General features: G+C 74.5%; 12 protein-coding genes. 5 read left to right on the top strand and 7 right to left on the bottom strand.

Annotated features, from left to right (window positions below; genetic code table 11):
* Nucleotides 1-44: 44 nt before the first annotated feature.
* The 3 genes from ACIRSU_RS28950 to ACIRSU_RS28940 are packed head-to-tail and all read right to left on the bottom strand — an operon-like array spanning nt 45 to nt 2,373.
* Nucleotides 45-761: a CoA-transferase subunit beta gene (locus ACIRSU_RS28950; protein WP_403798101.1), complete on the bottom strand. Its 717-nt coding sequence runs from the start codon at nt 759-761 to the stop codon at nt 45-47.
* A complete protein-coding gene (locus ACIRSU_RS28945; RefSeq protein WP_403798098.1) occupies nt 758-1,624 on the bottom strand; it encodes a CoA transferase subunit A in 867 nt (288 codons plus the stop codon). The genes ACIRSU_RS28950 and ACIRSU_RS28945 overlap by 4 nt, the downstream gene beginning before the upstream one ends.
* Nucleotides 1,621-2,373, bottom strand: a complete 753-nt coding sequence (locus ACIRSU_RS28940) for an enoyl-CoA hydratase family protein (protein ID WP_403798095.1) — start codon at nt 2,371-2,373, stop codon at nt 1,621-1,623. Before ACIRSU_RS28940 ends, ACIRSU_RS28945 begins: the two co-directional genes overlap by 4 nt.
* Before the next feature lie 63 nt (nt 2,374-2,436).
* Here ACIRSU_RS28940 and ACIRSU_RS28935 point away from each other — a divergent pair, with 63 nt between their 5' ends.
* Nucleotides 2,437-3,216 (top strand): SDR family oxidoreductase, encoded by a 780-nt coding sequence (locus tag ACIRSU_RS28935; protein WP_403798092.1) that lies wholly within the window; start codon nt 2,437-2,439, stop codon nt 3,214-3,216.
* A 1-nt stretch (nt 3,217) separates the two neighbouring features.
* On the top strand, nt 3,218-4,111 hold the full coding sequence (locus ACIRSU_RS28930; protein ID WP_403798090.1) for an SDR family oxidoreductase: 894 nt from the start codon (nt 3,218-3,220) through the stop codon (nt 4,109-4,111).
* 26 nt (nt 4,112-4,137) lie between these two features.
* On the opposite strand, the gene ACIRSU_RS28925 is transcribed toward ACIRSU_RS28930, so the two are convergent.
* The 3 genes from ACIRSU_RS28925 to ACIRSU_RS28915 form a co-directional block, all read right to left on the bottom strand.
* Entirely contained in the window at nt 4,138-7,209 is a 3,072-nt protein-coding gene (locus ACIRSU_RS28925; RefSeq protein ID WP_403798088.1) for a trypsin-like peptidase domain-containing protein, read from the bottom strand.
* A gap of 316 nt (nt 7,210-7,525) precedes the next feature.
* Complete coding sequence (locus ACIRSU_RS28920; RefSeq protein ID WP_403798085.1) at nt 7,526-9,010, bottom strand: ankyrin repeat domain-containing protein; 1,485 nt, start codon at nt 9,008-9,010, stop codon at nt 7,526-7,528.
* 56 nt (nt 9,011-9,066) lie between these two features.
* Nucleotides 9,067-9,912, bottom strand: a complete 846-nt coding sequence (locus ACIRSU_RS28915; RefSeq protein WP_403798082.1) for a hypothetical protein — start codon at nt 9,910-9,912, stop codon at nt 9,067-9,069.
* Nucleotides 9,913-10,082: 170 nt separating this feature from the next.
* Between ACIRSU_RS28915 and ACIRSU_RS28910 the strand changes: the two genes are divergently transcribed.
* On the top strand, nt 10,083-10,871 hold the full coding sequence (locus tag ACIRSU_RS28910) for a S1 family peptidase (RefSeq protein WP_403798079.1): 789 nt from the start codon (nt 10,083-10,085) through the stop codon (nt 10,869-10,871).
* Nucleotides 10,872-11,027: 156 nt separating this feature from the next.
* Here the strand turns inward: ACIRSU_RS28910 and ACIRSU_RS28905 are convergent, their stop codons facing one another.
* Nucleotides 11,028-12,797, bottom strand: a complete 1,770-nt coding sequence (locus ACIRSU_RS28905; RefSeq protein WP_403798077.1) for a beta-galactosidase family protein — start codon at nt 12,795-12,797, stop codon at nt 11,028-11,030.
* Between the two features lie 94 nt (nt 12,798-12,891).
* Here ACIRSU_RS28905 and ACIRSU_RS28900 point away from each other — a divergent pair, with 94 nt between their 5' ends.
* Both ACIRSU_RS28900 and ACIRSU_RS28895 read left to right on the top strand, forming a co-directional pair.
* Nucleotides 12,892-13,779, top strand: coding sequence for a helix-turn-helix domain-containing protein (locus ACIRSU_RS28900; RefSeq protein ID WP_403798074.1), 888 nt, complete (start codon nt 12,892-12,894; stop codon nt 13,777-13,779).
* A gap of 11 nt (nt 13,780-13,790) precedes the next feature.
* Nucleotides 13,791-14,096, top strand: coding sequence for a chorismate mutase (locus ACIRSU_RS28895; protein ID WP_403798072.1), 306 nt, complete (start codon nt 13,791-13,793; stop codon nt 14,094-14,096).
* The last annotated feature ends 18 nt before the right edge of the window (nt 14,097-14,114 follow it).

Genomic DNA, 14,114 nt, shown 5'->3' with positions numbered 1-14,114 from the left:
GCCGGTGGCGTCCGTGCCGTGGATGTCCGTGCCGGGGGTTTCCATCAGGAGCCGACCTCGCGGTTCCGGAGCCCGGCCGGGTCGATGACCTCGCGGATGAGCCGGAGCTCCTCGGCGCTCGGCTCGCGCGTGGCGGGCACATCGGCCTCGATGACGAGCTCGAAGCCGGTGGCCGCCCGTACGTCGTCCACGCTCACGCCCGGGTGCACGGACGCGAGCCGCATCCGGTGGCCGGGCGTCGCGAAGTCGAGCACCGCGAGGTCGGTGACGACGCGGGGGAGACGGTGGTACGGGCCGACGGCGTGGTCGTAGCCGACGCCGCTGATCATGTCGACGCGTTCGACGAAGACCCGGGGCGAGTGCCTCGGGATCCAGTAACTCACCGGATTGTTGAGGGTGTTGACGGGTGCGCCGCGCACGCCGAGGAGCTGGCGGGCGGGCCGCTCCCAGTCGCCGATGCAGGAGATGTTCTGGTTGCCGTAGCGGTCGATCTGGCTGGCGCCCATCATCACGTGGCGCTTTCCGCCCGTGACCATGGTCAGGTGCCGGCGGTACGGCAGCCAGCCCTCGGGCCGCCCGTCCAGGCCGACCAGCATCGCCTCGCCGTCGGTGAGGAGCAGGTCGGGGGAGAAGGTCCGCTTGGCCAGGCGGGCGCCGAGGGCGGGGACCAGGCCCATGGGGCTGGCGAGCACCTCGCCGTTGTCGCGCCACGCCTCGGCGCAGGCGACCACGCAGTACTCGGCCCGGGTGACGGCCGTCATCGTGAGTCGTCCTTTCGCTCGTCGTGCCAGGCGCGCACGGCGGCCTGGTAGTCGTCCTCGCTCTTGCCGGACAGGAAGCGTTCGGCGAACTCGGGCCAGGGGGTGGTCGCGTAGAGCTTCTGGAAGGGCTCGTCGCGGTCGTGGTCGGGAACGCAGGAGGTGAAGTGGGCGCCGTTCGGGGTCTCGACGACGCCGGTGACGCTGTGCCGGGAGACGAGCAGGCTCTGCGGCACGGGGTCCGGGCCGAAGCCGGTCTCGTCGTCGACGAGGCGTTCGCAGGAGACGTACGCGGTGTCGGCGGCCTCGCAGAAGAGGTCGTCGAAGTACGGGTCGGGGCCGAGGTACTGGGCGTTGCCGAGACGGTCGGCGCGGTTGAGGTGGACGAGGGCGGCGTCCATGCGGAGCGCGGGCACGGCGACGAACTCCTCGCCGTCCTCGTACGGGGAGGTGACCGTCCGCAGGCCCGGGTTGACCCGCATGACGTCGGAGCCGAGGCCGGCCCGCACCGGCAGGAAGGGCAGCCGGTTGGCGGCCGCGTGCAGGCCCCACATGAACATGGCCTCGTCGAGTTCGGTGAGCTCGAAGGCGGCGCGCTCGCGGGCGGCCCGGAAGTGCGGTTCGAGGGGGATGGAGTCGAGGGTCGCGAAGGGCGCGACGAGGTGGCGGATGCGGCCGGCGGCGGCGAGCAGGCCCACGTCGGGGCCGCCGTACGAGATCACGGTGAGATCGGTGATCTCGGACCGGAGCACCGCTCTGACCAGGGCCATCGGCTTGCGCCGGGAGCCCCAGCCGCCGATGCCGATCGTCATCCCGGAGCGGAGGCGCGCCACCACGTCCTCGGGCGTCATGGTCTTGTCGGTCACCGGTCCCCACCGTCCCTTCCGAAGGAGTCGCGGACCCGGTCGGCGATGCCGCTGAGGTTGGCCTCGAAGGTGAAGCCCTGCTCGTAGCGGTAGCTGCGGCGCACGTCGACGGGGTCGATGCTGTTGATGGCCGCCTTGGCGAGCCGGATGAGGGTGCCGTCCTTCGCCGCGATCTCGGCCGCCAGCTCAAGGGCCGCGGAGTGGAGTTCCTCGCGCGGCACCACCTTCCACACCGAGCCGTGGGCGTGCAGCTCCTGTGCGGTGGCGGTGCGCGAGGTGTAGTACAGGGCGCGCATCAGATGCTGGGGCACGAGCCGGGCGAGATGGGTGGCGGCGCCGAGCGCGCCCCGGTCGAGCTCGGGCAGGCCGAAGACGGCGTCGTCGGAGGCGACGATCGCGTCCGCGTTGCCGACGAGCCCGATGCCCCCGCCCAGGCAGAAGCCGCCGACCGCGGCGACGACGGGCACCTCGCAGTCGTAGACCGCCGCGAACGCCTCCGCGCAGCCGTGGTTGACGGCGACGAGCGAGCCGTGGCCGGGGTCGCGCTGGAGCTCCTTGATGTCGACGCCCGCGTTGAAGCCGCGCCCCTCGGCGGCGAGCACGACGCAGCGGATCTCCGGATCGCGCCCGGCGGCGCGGACGGCGTCGGCGAGCTCGTACCAGCCCCGCACGGGCAGGGCGTTGACGGGCGGGAAGTCGACGGTGACGCGTGCGACGCCCTTGTCCGGGCGTGCGGTGGAGACACCCATGAGCGGATCAGCTACCTTTCCACCAAACGTTTGTTAGGTGCAGTGGGAGGAAGGTAGCAGCCGATGGAGCTGGACGGGAGGGTCGCCGTCGTCACCGGTGGAACCCGCGGGGTCGGCGCGGGCATCGCCCGGGCCTTTCTGCGGGCCGGGGCCGAGGTCGTCGTCTGCGCCCGCAGACCCCCTGACGAGCCGGTCGCGGACGGCGGCCGCGAGGCCGCGTTCCACGCCCTCGACCTGCGCCGACCCGAGGAGGTGGCGGCTTTCCTCGCCCGCGTCGCCGAGCGGTACGGACGGCTCGACACCCTCGTCAACAACGCGGGCGGCACCCCGTACCGGCTCCTGGGCGAAGGTCATGGCGAACAGCACGCGCGGGTGGTCGAGTTGAACCTCACCGCCCCGCTGACCGTCTCGCTCGCCGCCTACGAGCTGCTGCGCGCGGCCCGCGGTTCGGTCGTCATGATCGGCAGCGTCAGCGGCACCCGCCCCTCGCCCGGCACCGCCGCCTACGGCGCCGCCAAGGCCGGCCTGGAGAACCTGGCCCGCTCCATGGCCGTCGAATGGGCCCCCGAGGTCCGGGTCAACACCCTGGTCCTCGGCATGGTCCGCACCGAACTGTCCCACCTGCACTACGGCGACGCGGACGGCATCGCCGCCGTCGGCCGCACCGTGCCGCTCGGCCGGCTCGCCGAACCGTCCGACATCGGCGAGGCCGCGGTCTTCCTCGCCTCCGACCGCGCCGCCTACGTCTCCGGCGCCTCGCTGCTGGTGCACGGCGGCGGGGAGCGCCCCGCCTTTCTGGATGCCGCAACCGTCAACAAGCCGACTGCCGAGAAGGAGAGCTGACATGGGTCTGTGCGACGAACGAGTGGTGATCGTGACCGGTGCCGGCCGGGGTCTGGGGCGCGCCCATGCCCTGGCCTTCGCCGCCGAGGGAGCCCGGGTCGTCGTCAACGACCTCGGCGTCGGTCTCGACGGCAGCCCCGGGGCCGGTGCGGCGGCCGGCAGCCCGGCCGCCCAGGTCGTGGAGGAGATCCGGGCGGCCGGGGGAGAGGCCGTCGCCCACGGCGGCGACATCGCCACCGCGGAGGGCGCCGCCTCCCTCGTGCGGACCGCCCTGGAGACGTACGGGCGGCTCGACACCCTCGTCAACAACGCCGGTTTCCTGCGCGACCGGATGCTCGTCAACCTCGGCGAGGACGACTTCGACGCCGTGATGCGGGTTCATGTGAAGGGCCACTTCCTGCCGTTGAAGCACGCCGCCGCGTACTGGCGTACCGAGGCGAAGGCCGGCCACCCGGTCGCCGCCCGGGTCGTCAACACCACCTCCGGCGCCGGGCTGCTCGGCAGCGTCGGGCAGGGCAACTACGCCGCCGCCAAGGCCGGGATCGTCGGCCTCACTCTGGTCGCGGCGGCCGAGATGGGACGGTACGGCGTCCAGGTCAACGCCATCGCGCCCGCCGCCCGGACCCGGATGACCGAGCAGACCTTCGCCGGGCTCGCCGCCCTGCCCGAGGACGTCTCGCCGCTCGTCGTCTGGCTCGGCTCGGCCGCCTCGGCCGGGGTGACCGGGCGGGTCTTCGAGGCGGAGGGCGGCCGGCTCACCGTCATGGAGGGCTGGCGCCCCGGCCCCACCGCCGACAAGGGCGCCCGCCGGACCCCGGCGGAGGCGGGCGAGGCCGCCCTCAAGCTGCTCGCGGAGGCGGAGCCGCCGCAGCCCGTCTACGGCGCAGGCGAGTGAGACGACGGCCTCCGCCCGGGATCCTCCTATCGCTTGCCGCCGCAACCGCAGCCCACGCTGCCGCCGCAGCCCTTGCCGCCGCCGCAACCGCAGCCCCCGCCGCAGCCCCCGCCGCAGCCCCCGCCGCCGCCCCCGCCCTCGTGCGGGCGCGGACGCGGGTGGTCCTGGCCGTCGTCGGGGCGGTGCGGGTCGTGCGGGTGGTGCGGGTGGTCGCCGTAGGGGCGGTGGGGCGGGCGGGCGAGGCAGCGGCACAGGGTGCGCAGCAGGCCGCGCAGGCAGTCGCAGGCGTCGCCGCCTCCCGGGGACAGCGGAGTGCCCGGGACGAGGACCGGCGGGCGGTCGGGCTGGGAGACGATGACCCCGGGCGCGCCCGGGGTGCCGGCGACCCAGGTGACGGGGACGGTGTAGCTGCCGTCGCCGTTGTCCCGCACCGGCCCGGTGATCGTGGTGCCGGGCGCGGGGCTGACCGGGAGGGCGTCGGAGCGGCCGGGGCCGAGCTGGTTGCCGTACCGGTCGCGGGGCACCAGGGTGAGCGTCCCGCCGTCGGGGCCGCCGGTGACCGTCACGCCGGTCCGGCCCGGGTCCACGGAGACGTCGACGTGGACCGTCCACTGCGCCTCGCGGCTGGACGCGCAGCCCTCCCCGTACACCGCCCGTGCGTGGAACGTGTAGTTGCCCTCCACGGTGAGCAGTTCCGACAGCGGGTTGCCGAACAGGCCGGCTGCCTCGAAGGCGCCGTCCGTGTGCGCCCCGTCGTCGAAGAGCGGGAAGGTGTCGCTCGCGTACGAGAACAGCGGCTTCCCGGCCGCCTTCTCCAGCGCCCGCAGCGTCGCCTGGCGCGGCGGGATCGTGTCGCCGCCCACACTCGCCGGGGCGCCGAGGCCGGCCTGGGCGAGCAGGTTGCCCGCCCCGGTCGTGGGCCGGGTGACCGTGACGTCGACGCGGCCGCCGGGCGGGCTGCCGCCCTCCCCGTAGTGGAGGAACACCTTCGGGTTGACGACGTCGCCGGTGTAGAGGCGCGCCGGCGCCCGCACGGGGTCGAGCCGCGGCCCGCCCGAGGCCACCACCTGCACGAAGTACCGCAGGTCCACGCCCGGCGGCGGGATCTCGCCGCCGCCCGGCCGGTACACCTGCACGGTCCACTGGCCGTCGCGCTGCTGCCCGTACGGCAGCGGCACCCGCACGAAGCACCAGGTGAGGCCGGAGGTGGCCGAGGCGGAGACGTAGTCGCCGGCCGGGGTGCGCAGGGAGATCAGGAGGTCGCCCTCCGGGTTGTCCCAGCCGACGATCACGGTCAGCGCCTCCTCCCCGCACACCTGGAACGGGATCGGGTCGCTGCGCCGGATCGCGGCCGGCATGTCGGCCTCGGGGTCCATCAGCGCGCCCGCCTCGAAGATGTTGCCGAAGGCGAGTCCGAAGAACTTCTTCAGCGCGAGCCCGTTCCCCGCCCGCGTGTAGAGCCCGTTGTGGTCCTGCGTGAGCCGGGTGAGCAGCGCGCCGTCGAGACTGGTCTCGGTGCCGAAGCCGACCGCGTTGACGTCGATGCCGGCCAGGGAGCCCTCCACGTCCGCGATCATCGGCGGCGTGTTCTGCAGGCCGTCGGTGAGCAGCAGGACCGAGCGCGGATTGGTCCCGGGCGCCGGGAACTGGCCCTGCGCGGCCCCGAGTCCGCCGCCGATCGTCGTCGTCCCGCCCGGCGTGAGCCCGCCGACCACCCCGCCGGTGAAGGGCGCCGGGCCGGTGAGCGTGTTCTTGGTGGTGTCGGTGACCGGGGCGAGGGCGAAGTCCACGGGCGAGCTCGCGGTCGTGGAGAACGACACCAGGCCGAGCCGGTTCCCGGTCCCCGCGCGCACCAGCCGCACGAACAGCGAGGCCGCGTCCCTGGCCTCCTCGATCTTGGTGCGGTCGCGGCCGGTACCGGACTTCTCCTGCATGCTGCCGGAGCGGTCGACGACCACCATCACATCGCGGTTCACCCGCGGCCCCGGCGGGTTGGCGAGCTGTCCCAGCATGCTGGACGTCGGGTAGTAGTGCAGCCGGCAGGCCACGCCGTTGGAGAGGACGCCGACGATCCTCCCGGAGGAGTCGAAGAGCCCGGAGCCCGAACTGCCGCCCGACACGTCGAAGTCGACGTCGAGGGCTCCCGTCGAGCTCGCCAGGACCCCGCCGAACGAGGCGTGCGGCGGCGACAGCTTCTTCACCGCCCCGTTGGGGTGGTGCACGCCGAAGACGGCCTCGCCGACCCCGGGCCGGTCCGGGCGGATCTGGACCGGCGTGAGGCCGAGGCCCGCCGCCGGCACCTTCAGCTGCAGCAGGCAGTAGTCCACCCCGGTGCCCGGGTCGTAGGTGTGCGCGAGCACCTTCACGACCTTGTGGAAGCGCGCCGCGTACCCCGGCGGGCGGTTGCCCGCGCAGTCCGTCGCGTAGTCGAAGGTGACCGACGCCGAGGCGGCCTCCGCCGCGACGTCCTCCAGGCAGTGACCGGCCGTCAGCACCACGTTCGGCTCGATCAGGGTCACCGAGCACGTCGACACCTCGGCCCCGATCATCAGGATCATCCCGACGCTCTTCGCGACCCGGGCCCGCACGTCCGCCGCCGGCGTCGCGCACGCCGCGTTCTCCCAGTTCGGCGGCGTGTGGCAGAACCAGAACGGGTCGTACTTCGGCTCCGTGTAGACCGCCTCGCCCAGGAACGGGTCGCTGTTGGAGAACGCCGTCGTGTCCTGCTTGCCCGCGTGCCGCTCCCCGCGGGCGTACCTGTCGATCGTCGCGCCGCCCGTGGTCGCGCCGTCCGTCACGTAACGGACCGGCACCCGGCCCGCCGGGAACGCGTACACGTTCACCGGGCGGCTCCAGAACTCCGGCCCGTCGGCGGACGTGAACACGTCCTTCCCGTAACCGAGATCGACCTCCAGGCGGTTGTTCGCCGGCAGGCTCACTCCGCTGAAGTGCAGCACGACGAGCTTGGTGCCGGAGGGCGCGGGGACCCACGGGAAGTCGTACGCCCAGGTGCCCGGCGTGGTCGGCGGGGCTCCCGACGCGGGCCCCACGGTGACCGGGGGCGACAGCGTCTGCACCGTACCGGTGATGTGCGACATGGCCTCTCCTGAGGTGGTGGCGGCTGCCCGCCGGTTGCCGAGAGCGGGCACGACGAAACGTACCCGTGTCGCTACTCTCCGTAATCATCCCTGATGGGGGCGTGAAGGCGCACGAGAAGCACCCGCGGGAGCACACCGCGCCACTTTCCCGGCCAGTGGGAACACGCGCTCCCCCGCACCACACGCCCGGCCTACCGTCGGCGCTCACCCGGCACCGCCCCGAAACCTCCCGGAAGGAGCAGCGCACGGCCCCGACCGTCGGCGAACCGGCCCGCGTGACCGGCACGCCCCGGCTTCCGGGCCGGCGGCCCCGGGACTACCGGCACCGGGGCGCGGTCCACTCCAGCCGGGTCCTGATCCGCGGATCCGGTACGTGTTCCAGGGCGGCCAGCGCCGTCTCGCGGGCCGGGCCCTCCGGGTCGCCGTCGGCCAGGATCCCGGCCAGCGCCTCGACGGCCCGCGGGTCCTGACGGATCGCCAGACCGCGGGCGGCCTCGGCGGCGGTCTCCGGGTCCGGGTCGGCGAGCCGTGCCGCCAGCGCCTCCCGTACCGCCGGCGTGTCGTCGGGCAGCTCGCCGAGCGCGAGCGTCGCCCAGTCCCGCACCCGCGGATCCGGGTCCCGGCTCAGACCCACGAGGACCCCGACGGCCTCCGCGTGTCCGGCGGGCACGAGACCGGCGAGCGCCGCGGCCACCTGCCGCCGTACCTCCGCGTCCGGGTGCCCGGCGAGGGCGAGCAGCTCCGGTACGGCGCTGCCGTCCCCGCACGCCCCGAGCGCGGCCACGACGGACAGCGCGGGCTCCCGCTCCGTGGAGGTCTCCTCCGCGGCCAGCCGGCGCAGCACCGGCACCGCGCTCGCCGCGTACCCGGGCAGCGCGGCGAGCACCTGCGCGCCCAGGGCGCGGCGCAGCGGGTCCGGGCCCGTGCACCAGGCGGTGGCGGTGACGAAGGCGGTCTCGTCGGGGCGGGCCGCGAGGGCGGCGACGGCCGTGGTCCAGTCGTCGCGGTCGGGGGCACCACAGCGCAGGGCACGTTCCGCGAGTTCCTCTGCCGGGGCGGGCGCGCCGAGGGCGCCCTCCAGGAGGGTGGCGATCGCGGCGTGGGAGGTCTGGCGTTCGTCGCCGTGGCTCGGCGCGCCGTCCTCCCGCAGCAGCTCGACGACCACGGTGATCCCGCCGTCCTCGGGCACCCGCCGCACCACCGCCTCGTACGTGTCCGCCGTGCCCCGGCTCTCCACCAGCCCGCGCCGCAGCACCGCCGCCATGTCGGCGCCGATCCACCGCCGGGCCTCGGCCAGGGCCTTCTCCACGGACGCCCGGTCGCGGCCCGCGCCGTGCTCCAGCAGGGCCCGGACCAGGGACGCCGAGCCGCGCCGGGCGGCGGCGGTCAGCGGGTCGAGCCCGTCGGGACCCGGCCGCGCCGGGTCGGCGCCGGCGTCGAGCAGGGCCCGCGCCGCCCCGGTGTGTCCGAGGCGTACGGCCCAGGCGAGCGCGGTGTACGCGTACGCCTCCTCCTGGTCGGGGTCCGCGCCGGCCGCGAGCAGGGCCCGTACGACCTCGGTGTGGCCGCCGCACGCGGCCCCGCACAGCGGCAGGTCCCCGTCGTCCGCGCCGCTCGGCCGGCCCGGGCCGGCCCCGGCGGCGAGCAGCACGCGGACGGCGACCGGCTGGTTTCCGACGGCCGCACGGTACAGCGGGGTCTCGCCGTCGGCGTCCCGCTCCTCGGGGTCGGCGCCCTCCCGCAGGGCCCGCACCACCCCGTCGTCGTCGCCGTTCCACAGCGCGTCGAACAACCTGCTCATGCGCCGACCCTCACCCGAACCCCCCGAACGGCGCAAATGCCCGTCGCGCCCGGGGATTACGGCGCGCACTCCAGGACCGTCCGGCACACCCCGCAGCGGGCCCTCACCCGCCGGGCCCCGGCCACCCGCAGCCGCTGCCCGCACACCGGGCACGGGAAGACGCCGTCACCGCCGGCCCGGGCGAGCCGCCGCGCGGCCCAGCCCGCGCCGGCGAGCGGCGGGCGGCGCCAGTCGCGGGCGGCCTCCGCGCGCCCCTTCTCCCACGCCTCGTACGCCACCGTGCTGGTGAACCACGGGGAGGGGTCCTCGTGGAACACCTCGGCCCGCTTCGCGAGCACGTAGCCGAACTCGTCCGGCGTGAGATAGCCGAGCTTCTGCCCGGTCAGCCGGTCCTGCCGGAAGGCGTCGAGGAGCAGCCAGCCCGCGCCGAGGTAGGTGGTGACGACGTCGGTGAGGATCTCGTTCTCGGCGGTCGTGGGGAGGGACAGGCCGAGGCGGTGGAGCAGGACGTGGGTGACTTCGTGGGCGAGGACGGCGCCGATGTCCTGGCGGTGGGCGCGGAAGCGGTCGTTCAGCTCGACGAAGTACTCCGGTCCCGCGGACAGTTCGACGCTGCCCGCGTGCTCCATCGGGCGGAAGCTCACCACCATCCGGGCGTCGGGCAGCCCGAGGTGGCGGACCAGGGCGCGGGCGGCCCGCTGGGTGCCGAGGTGCAGGCCGTCCTCGGGCGCGCCGAGGACGTCGACGGCGACGTCGGAGGCCGGGACGCTCAGCTCGTAGCGGCGGACGCCGTCGGGGGAGAGGCGCCGGTAGAGCGCGGTGATCGACGCGCGGACCGTGTCGAGGTGCGGGAACCCGCGGACGACGCGGGAGACTGCATCGCTGTGCGGCACGTACGGCATGCCGGACCACCCCCTGCCGCCCAGGGTACGGCCGGGTGCTCCGTCTCCTCCATCCCCCCGTCTGGCCGAAAAGGCCTTCTTGTGACGTCTGTTGGGCGCTCCCCATAATCCGGAACGTCTTGACGGGCTCATGCCATCGAGATCAACCCCCCATGAAAGAAGGCAGTCGTATGCAGAAGAAGAACCGGCTGGTCCGCGCCCTGCAGAAACTCGCCGCGGCCGGCGCGGTCGCCCTCGCCGCGCTCAGCCTCCAGCCCGCCGGCACCGCCTCCGCCGCGCCCGCACCGGTCGTCGGCGGCACCCGCGCCGCCCAGGGCGAGTTCCCCTGGATGGTCAGGCTCTCCATGGGCTGCGGCGGCTCCCTGATCACCCCTCAGGTCGTCCTCACCGCGGCGCACTGCGTCAGCGGCTCCGGCGCCAACACCAGCATCACCGCCACTGCCGGCGTCGTGGACCTCCAGTCGAGCAGCGCCATCAAGGTCCGCTCGACCAAGGTCTACCAGGCCCCCGGCTACAGCGGGCAGGGCAAGGACTGGGCCCTCATCAAGCTCGCCTCGCCCATCACCAGCCTGCCGAACCTCAACATCGCCGACACCACCGCCTACAACAACGGCACCTTCACCGTCGCCGGCTGGGGCGCCACCCGCGAGGGCGGCGGCCAGCAGCGCTACCTGCGCAAGGCGACCGTCCCCTTCGTCTCCGACGCCGACTGCCAGTCCGCGTACGGCAGCTCCCTCGTCCCCGGCGACGAGATCTGCGCCGGCTACAACGAGGGCGGCGTCGACACCTGCCAGGGCGACTCCGGCGGCCCGATGTTCCGCAAGGACAACAACGGCGCCTGGATCCAGGTCGGCATCGTGAGCTGGGGCGAGGGCTGCGCCCGGCCCGGCTACCCCGGCGTCTACTCCGAGGTGTCCACCTTCGCCAAGGACATCAAGGCCGCGGCCGCCGCTCTTTAGGAGCTCGGTCCGCCTCCGGGGCGCTGAGCGGGTGTCGACGGTCGATCGTGCTCGACTGCGCGTTCTCCCTTTCGGCACCCGCGCGCCCCTTCGGCTCCCTCGCTGTAGCGCACCTCCGCGGGCCCGGGACCGTCGCATCCCGGGCCCGCACCCGCGTCACGCCAGCTCCACCGCGCCCCCGGCCCCGCCCTCCAGCTCCAGGACCCACACCTCGTTCACGCCCTCCCGCAGCACCGGCCCCGGCACGAACAGCGCCTCCTGCGGGCCCGCGTTCCAGTAGCGGCCCAGGCAGAAGCCGTTCACCCAGACGAAGCCGCGCGACCAGCCGGGGAGGCGGAGGTACGCGTCGCCGGGAACCGGCACCGAGAGCCCGCCCGCGTACAGACCGGGCCCGGAGCCCTCCGGCACCTCACCGAACGGCACCTTCGCCACCGCCGCCGGCTCGAACGCGTCGAGCCGCAGGCCCCGCGCCCGTACCCCGTGCAGATACTGCCGCTCGTGCCGCACCCCGCCCGTGATCCCCTTCGGCTCCGCCAGCCGCGGCCCGTAGTTGACCCGGCCCAGGGACTCCACCCACAGCTCCACCACCGCCGGCCCCGCGACCGGCTCCGGCAGCTCCGCGTCCTCCAGGTCCAGGACCCCCGCCCGCACCCCGTCCACGTACACCGTCGCCCGGTCCCGCAGCCCCGTCACGCCCAGCGGATACGGCTGCCGCGGCCCCGGCACCGCCACCCGGTAGCGGACCAGGCCCCGGTCCACGCCCAGGTCCTCGAAGGTCGGCGGCACCGGCGATTCGGTCTCCTCGTCGCCGAGGACCTCCAGGACCTCGGCCAGCGGCGCCCAGCCGGTCACCGCGCCCGCCGCGGGCGCCCCGATCCGCACCGGCGGCTCCGGCACCTCCGGCAGCGGCCCCTCCGCGTACTCTGCGAGCACCTCGCGGAAGCGCCAGAACTTCTCCGTCGGCAGCCCCGCCTCGTCCACCGGCGCGTCGTAGTCGTACGACGTGACCGTCGGCCGCAGCGCGCCCCGGTGCAGCCCGCCCGCCCGGTTCGCCCCGGCCCAGCCGGCGAAGCTCGTACCGCCGTGCGCCATGTAGACGTTGACCGAGGCCCCGCACTCCAGGATCTCGCGCAGCGCCGCCGCCGCGTCCGCCGCGTCCCGGCCCACGTGGTCCGTGCCCCAGTGGTCGAACCAGCCGCACCAGAACTCCATGCACATCAGCGGACCGGCCGGCCGGTGCCGCCGCAGCGTCGCGAACGCCTCGCGCGCGCCCGAGCCGAAGTTCGCCGTCGCCAGCACGCCCGGCACCGAACCGCCCGTCAGCATGTGGTCCTCCGGGCCGTCCGAGGTGAACAGCGGCACCTCCACCCCGCACGCCACGAGCAGCTCCGCCACCCACCGCAGATAGCCGGCGTCCGTGCCGTAGCTGCCGTACTCGTTCTCCACCTGCACCATGAGCACCGGCCCGCCCCGGCCGATCTGCCGCTCCACCACCTGGGGCAGCAGCCGCCGGAACCAGCGCTCGACCCGGCCCAGGTACTCCGGGTCGGCCGTCCGCACCCGCCGCCCGAGCGGCCCCGTCAGCCAGTGCGGCAGCCCGCCGTTCTCCCACTCGGCGCAGATGTACGGGCCCGGGCGCACGATCGCCCACAGCCCGGCCCGCGCCACCGCGTCCAGGAAGCGGCCGAGCGCCGCCACGTCCCCGTACCGGCCCGGCTCCGGCTCGTACAGGTTCCACGGCACGTACGTCTCGACACAGTTGAGGCCCATCGCGCGCAGCATCCCGAGCCGGTGCTCCCACTGCCCCTCGTGCACCCGGAAGTAGTGCAGCGCGCCCGAGAGCAGCCGCACCGGCCGCCCGTCCAGCAGAAAGTCCTCGTCACCCACCGCGAACCGGCGGGACCCGCTCATGTGCCTCTCGCTCATGTGGCTCACCTTCACCCCTGGCGGCGGACCGGTCCATGGACAAAGATCGTCGCAGTTTGGACGTTCGGATCGAGGCCGGGGAGGCGGACGCGCGATGTACCACACCTGGATGCGCTACTTCACGCCCGGGCCCGCCCACCACCGCCTCGGCCTCGTCTGCCTCGGCGTCGGACTCCAGCACGGCGCCCTGCCCACCGTCGGCCCGCGCACCCTCGACCACCACGTCGCCGTCGTCGTCGGCTCCGGCAGCGGCTGGTACCAGGGCCCCGACGGGCGCCGCACCACCGTCACCGCCCCCGCCCTGATCTGGCTCACCCCCGGCGTGCCCCACCACTACTCCGCCGACCCCGGCACCGGCTGGGACGAGTCCTTCGTCGACTTCTCCGGCCCCGCCACCACCACCTACACCGAACTCGGCTACATCGAACCCGACCGGCCCGTCGTCCCCCTCGCCGACGCCGCCCCCGCCCGCGCCGTCGTCAGCCGCATCGCCCGCGCCGCCCGCCCCGGCAACCCGCTCCTGGAGGTCGAGACCGGCGCCGCCGTCCACGAACTCCTCGTCGCCCTGCGCCGCTCCCGCGCCGACACCAACGCCGACGGCGACCCCGTCCTCGCCGCCCTCGCCCGCGACGCCTTCGCCCGCCTCCCGGTCGCCGAGCACGCCGCCCGGCACGGCATGACCCCCGCCGAGCTGCGCACCGCCGTCCGCCGCGCCGCCGGATGCAGCCCCAAGGACTACCTGCTCACCGTCCGGCTCGGCCGCGCCAAGGAACTCCTCGCCGGCACCGACCTGCCCGTCGCCGCCGTCGCCCGCCGCGTCGGCTACGACGATCCGGCCTACTTCTCCCGGCTCTTCACCCGCCGCGTCGGCACCGCGCCCGTCCGTTTCCGCGAGCAGCAGGGCAGAAACGTTCCCGGAGGCTGGTCCACCACCGTTCCGGATCCCGAACACCCGCCCACCATCCGCACCGGATCCGGATAGGCTCGCCCCTCATGAGCGACATCGACGAGTCCGTACGGACCGAGCTGACCCGACTGCGCGAGAGCATCGACAACATCGACGCGGCGGTCGTCCACATGCTCGCCGAGCGCTTCAAGTGCACCCAGCAGGTGGGCGTCCTCAAGGCGCGGCACAACCTGCCGCCCGCCGACCCGGCCCGCGAGGCCCGCCAGATCGCCCGGCTGCGAGAACTGGCCGAGAGCGCGAAACTGGACCCGGCGTTCGCGGAGAAGCTGCTGAACTTCATCATCGCGGAGGTCATCCGCCACCACGAGACGATCGCCGACGAAGCACGCTGACCGAAGCAGGCTGAGGAA

It is taken from the genome of Streptomyces sp. NPDC101160, assembly GCF_044768205.1.
Taxonomy (GTDB): Bacteria; Actinomycetota; Actinomycetes; order Streptomycetales; family Streptomycetaceae; genus Streptomyces.
The sequence above is the reverse complement of the archived record's forward strand: the minus strand, read 5'-3'. Positions and strand labels throughout refer to the sequence as shown.

What these genes read in the sequence shown, in the direction of transcription:
- ACIRSU_RS28950 (WP_403798101.1), bottom strand. Translation starts at nt 761, where the DNA reads ATGACGGCCGTCACCCGGGCCGAGTACTGCGTGGTCGCCTGCGCCGAG.
- ACIRSU_RS28940 (WP_403798095.1), bottom strand. Translation starts at nt 2,373, where the DNA reads ATGGGTGTCTCCACCGCACGCCCGGACAAGGGCGTCGCACGCGTCACC.
- ACIRSU_RS28935 (WP_403798092.1), top strand. Translation starts at nt 2,437, where the DNA reads ATGGAGCTGGACGGGAGGGTCGCCGTCGTCACCGGTGGAACCCGCGGG.
- ACIRSU_RS28930 (WP_403798090.1), top strand. Translation starts at nt 3,218, where the DNA reads ATGGGTCTGTGCGACGAACGAGTGGTGATCGTGACCGGTGCCGGCCGG.
- ACIRSU_RS28925 (WP_403798088.1), bottom strand. Translation starts at nt 7,209, where the DNA reads ATGTCGCACATCACCGGTACGGTGCAGACGCTGTCGCCCCCGGTCACC.
- ACIRSU_RS28920 (WP_403798085.1), bottom strand. Translation starts at nt 9,010, where the DNA reads ATGAGCAGGTTGTTCGACGCGCTGTGGAACGGCGACGACGACGGGGTG.
- ACIRSU_RS28915 (WP_403798082.1), bottom strand. Translation starts at nt 9,912, where the DNA reads ATGCCGTACGTGCCGCACAGCGATGCAGTCTCCCGCGTCGTCCGCGGG.
- ACIRSU_RS28910 (WP_403798079.1), top strand. Translation starts at nt 10,083, where the DNA reads ATGCAGAAGAAGAACCGGCTGGTCCGCGCCCTGCAGAAACTCGCCGCG.
- ACIRSU_RS28905 (WP_403798077.1), bottom strand. Translation starts at nt 12,797, where the DNA reads ATGAGCGAGAGGCACATGAGCGGGTCCCGCCGGTTCGCGGTGGGTGAC.
- ACIRSU_RS28900 (WP_403798074.1), top strand. Translation starts at nt 12,892, where the DNA reads ATGTACCACACCTGGATGCGCTACTTCACGCCCGGGCCCGCCCACCAC.
- ACIRSU_RS28895 (WP_403798072.1), top strand. Translation starts at nt 13,791, where the DNA reads ATGAGCGACATCGACGAGTCCGTACGGACCGAGCTGACCCGACTGCGC.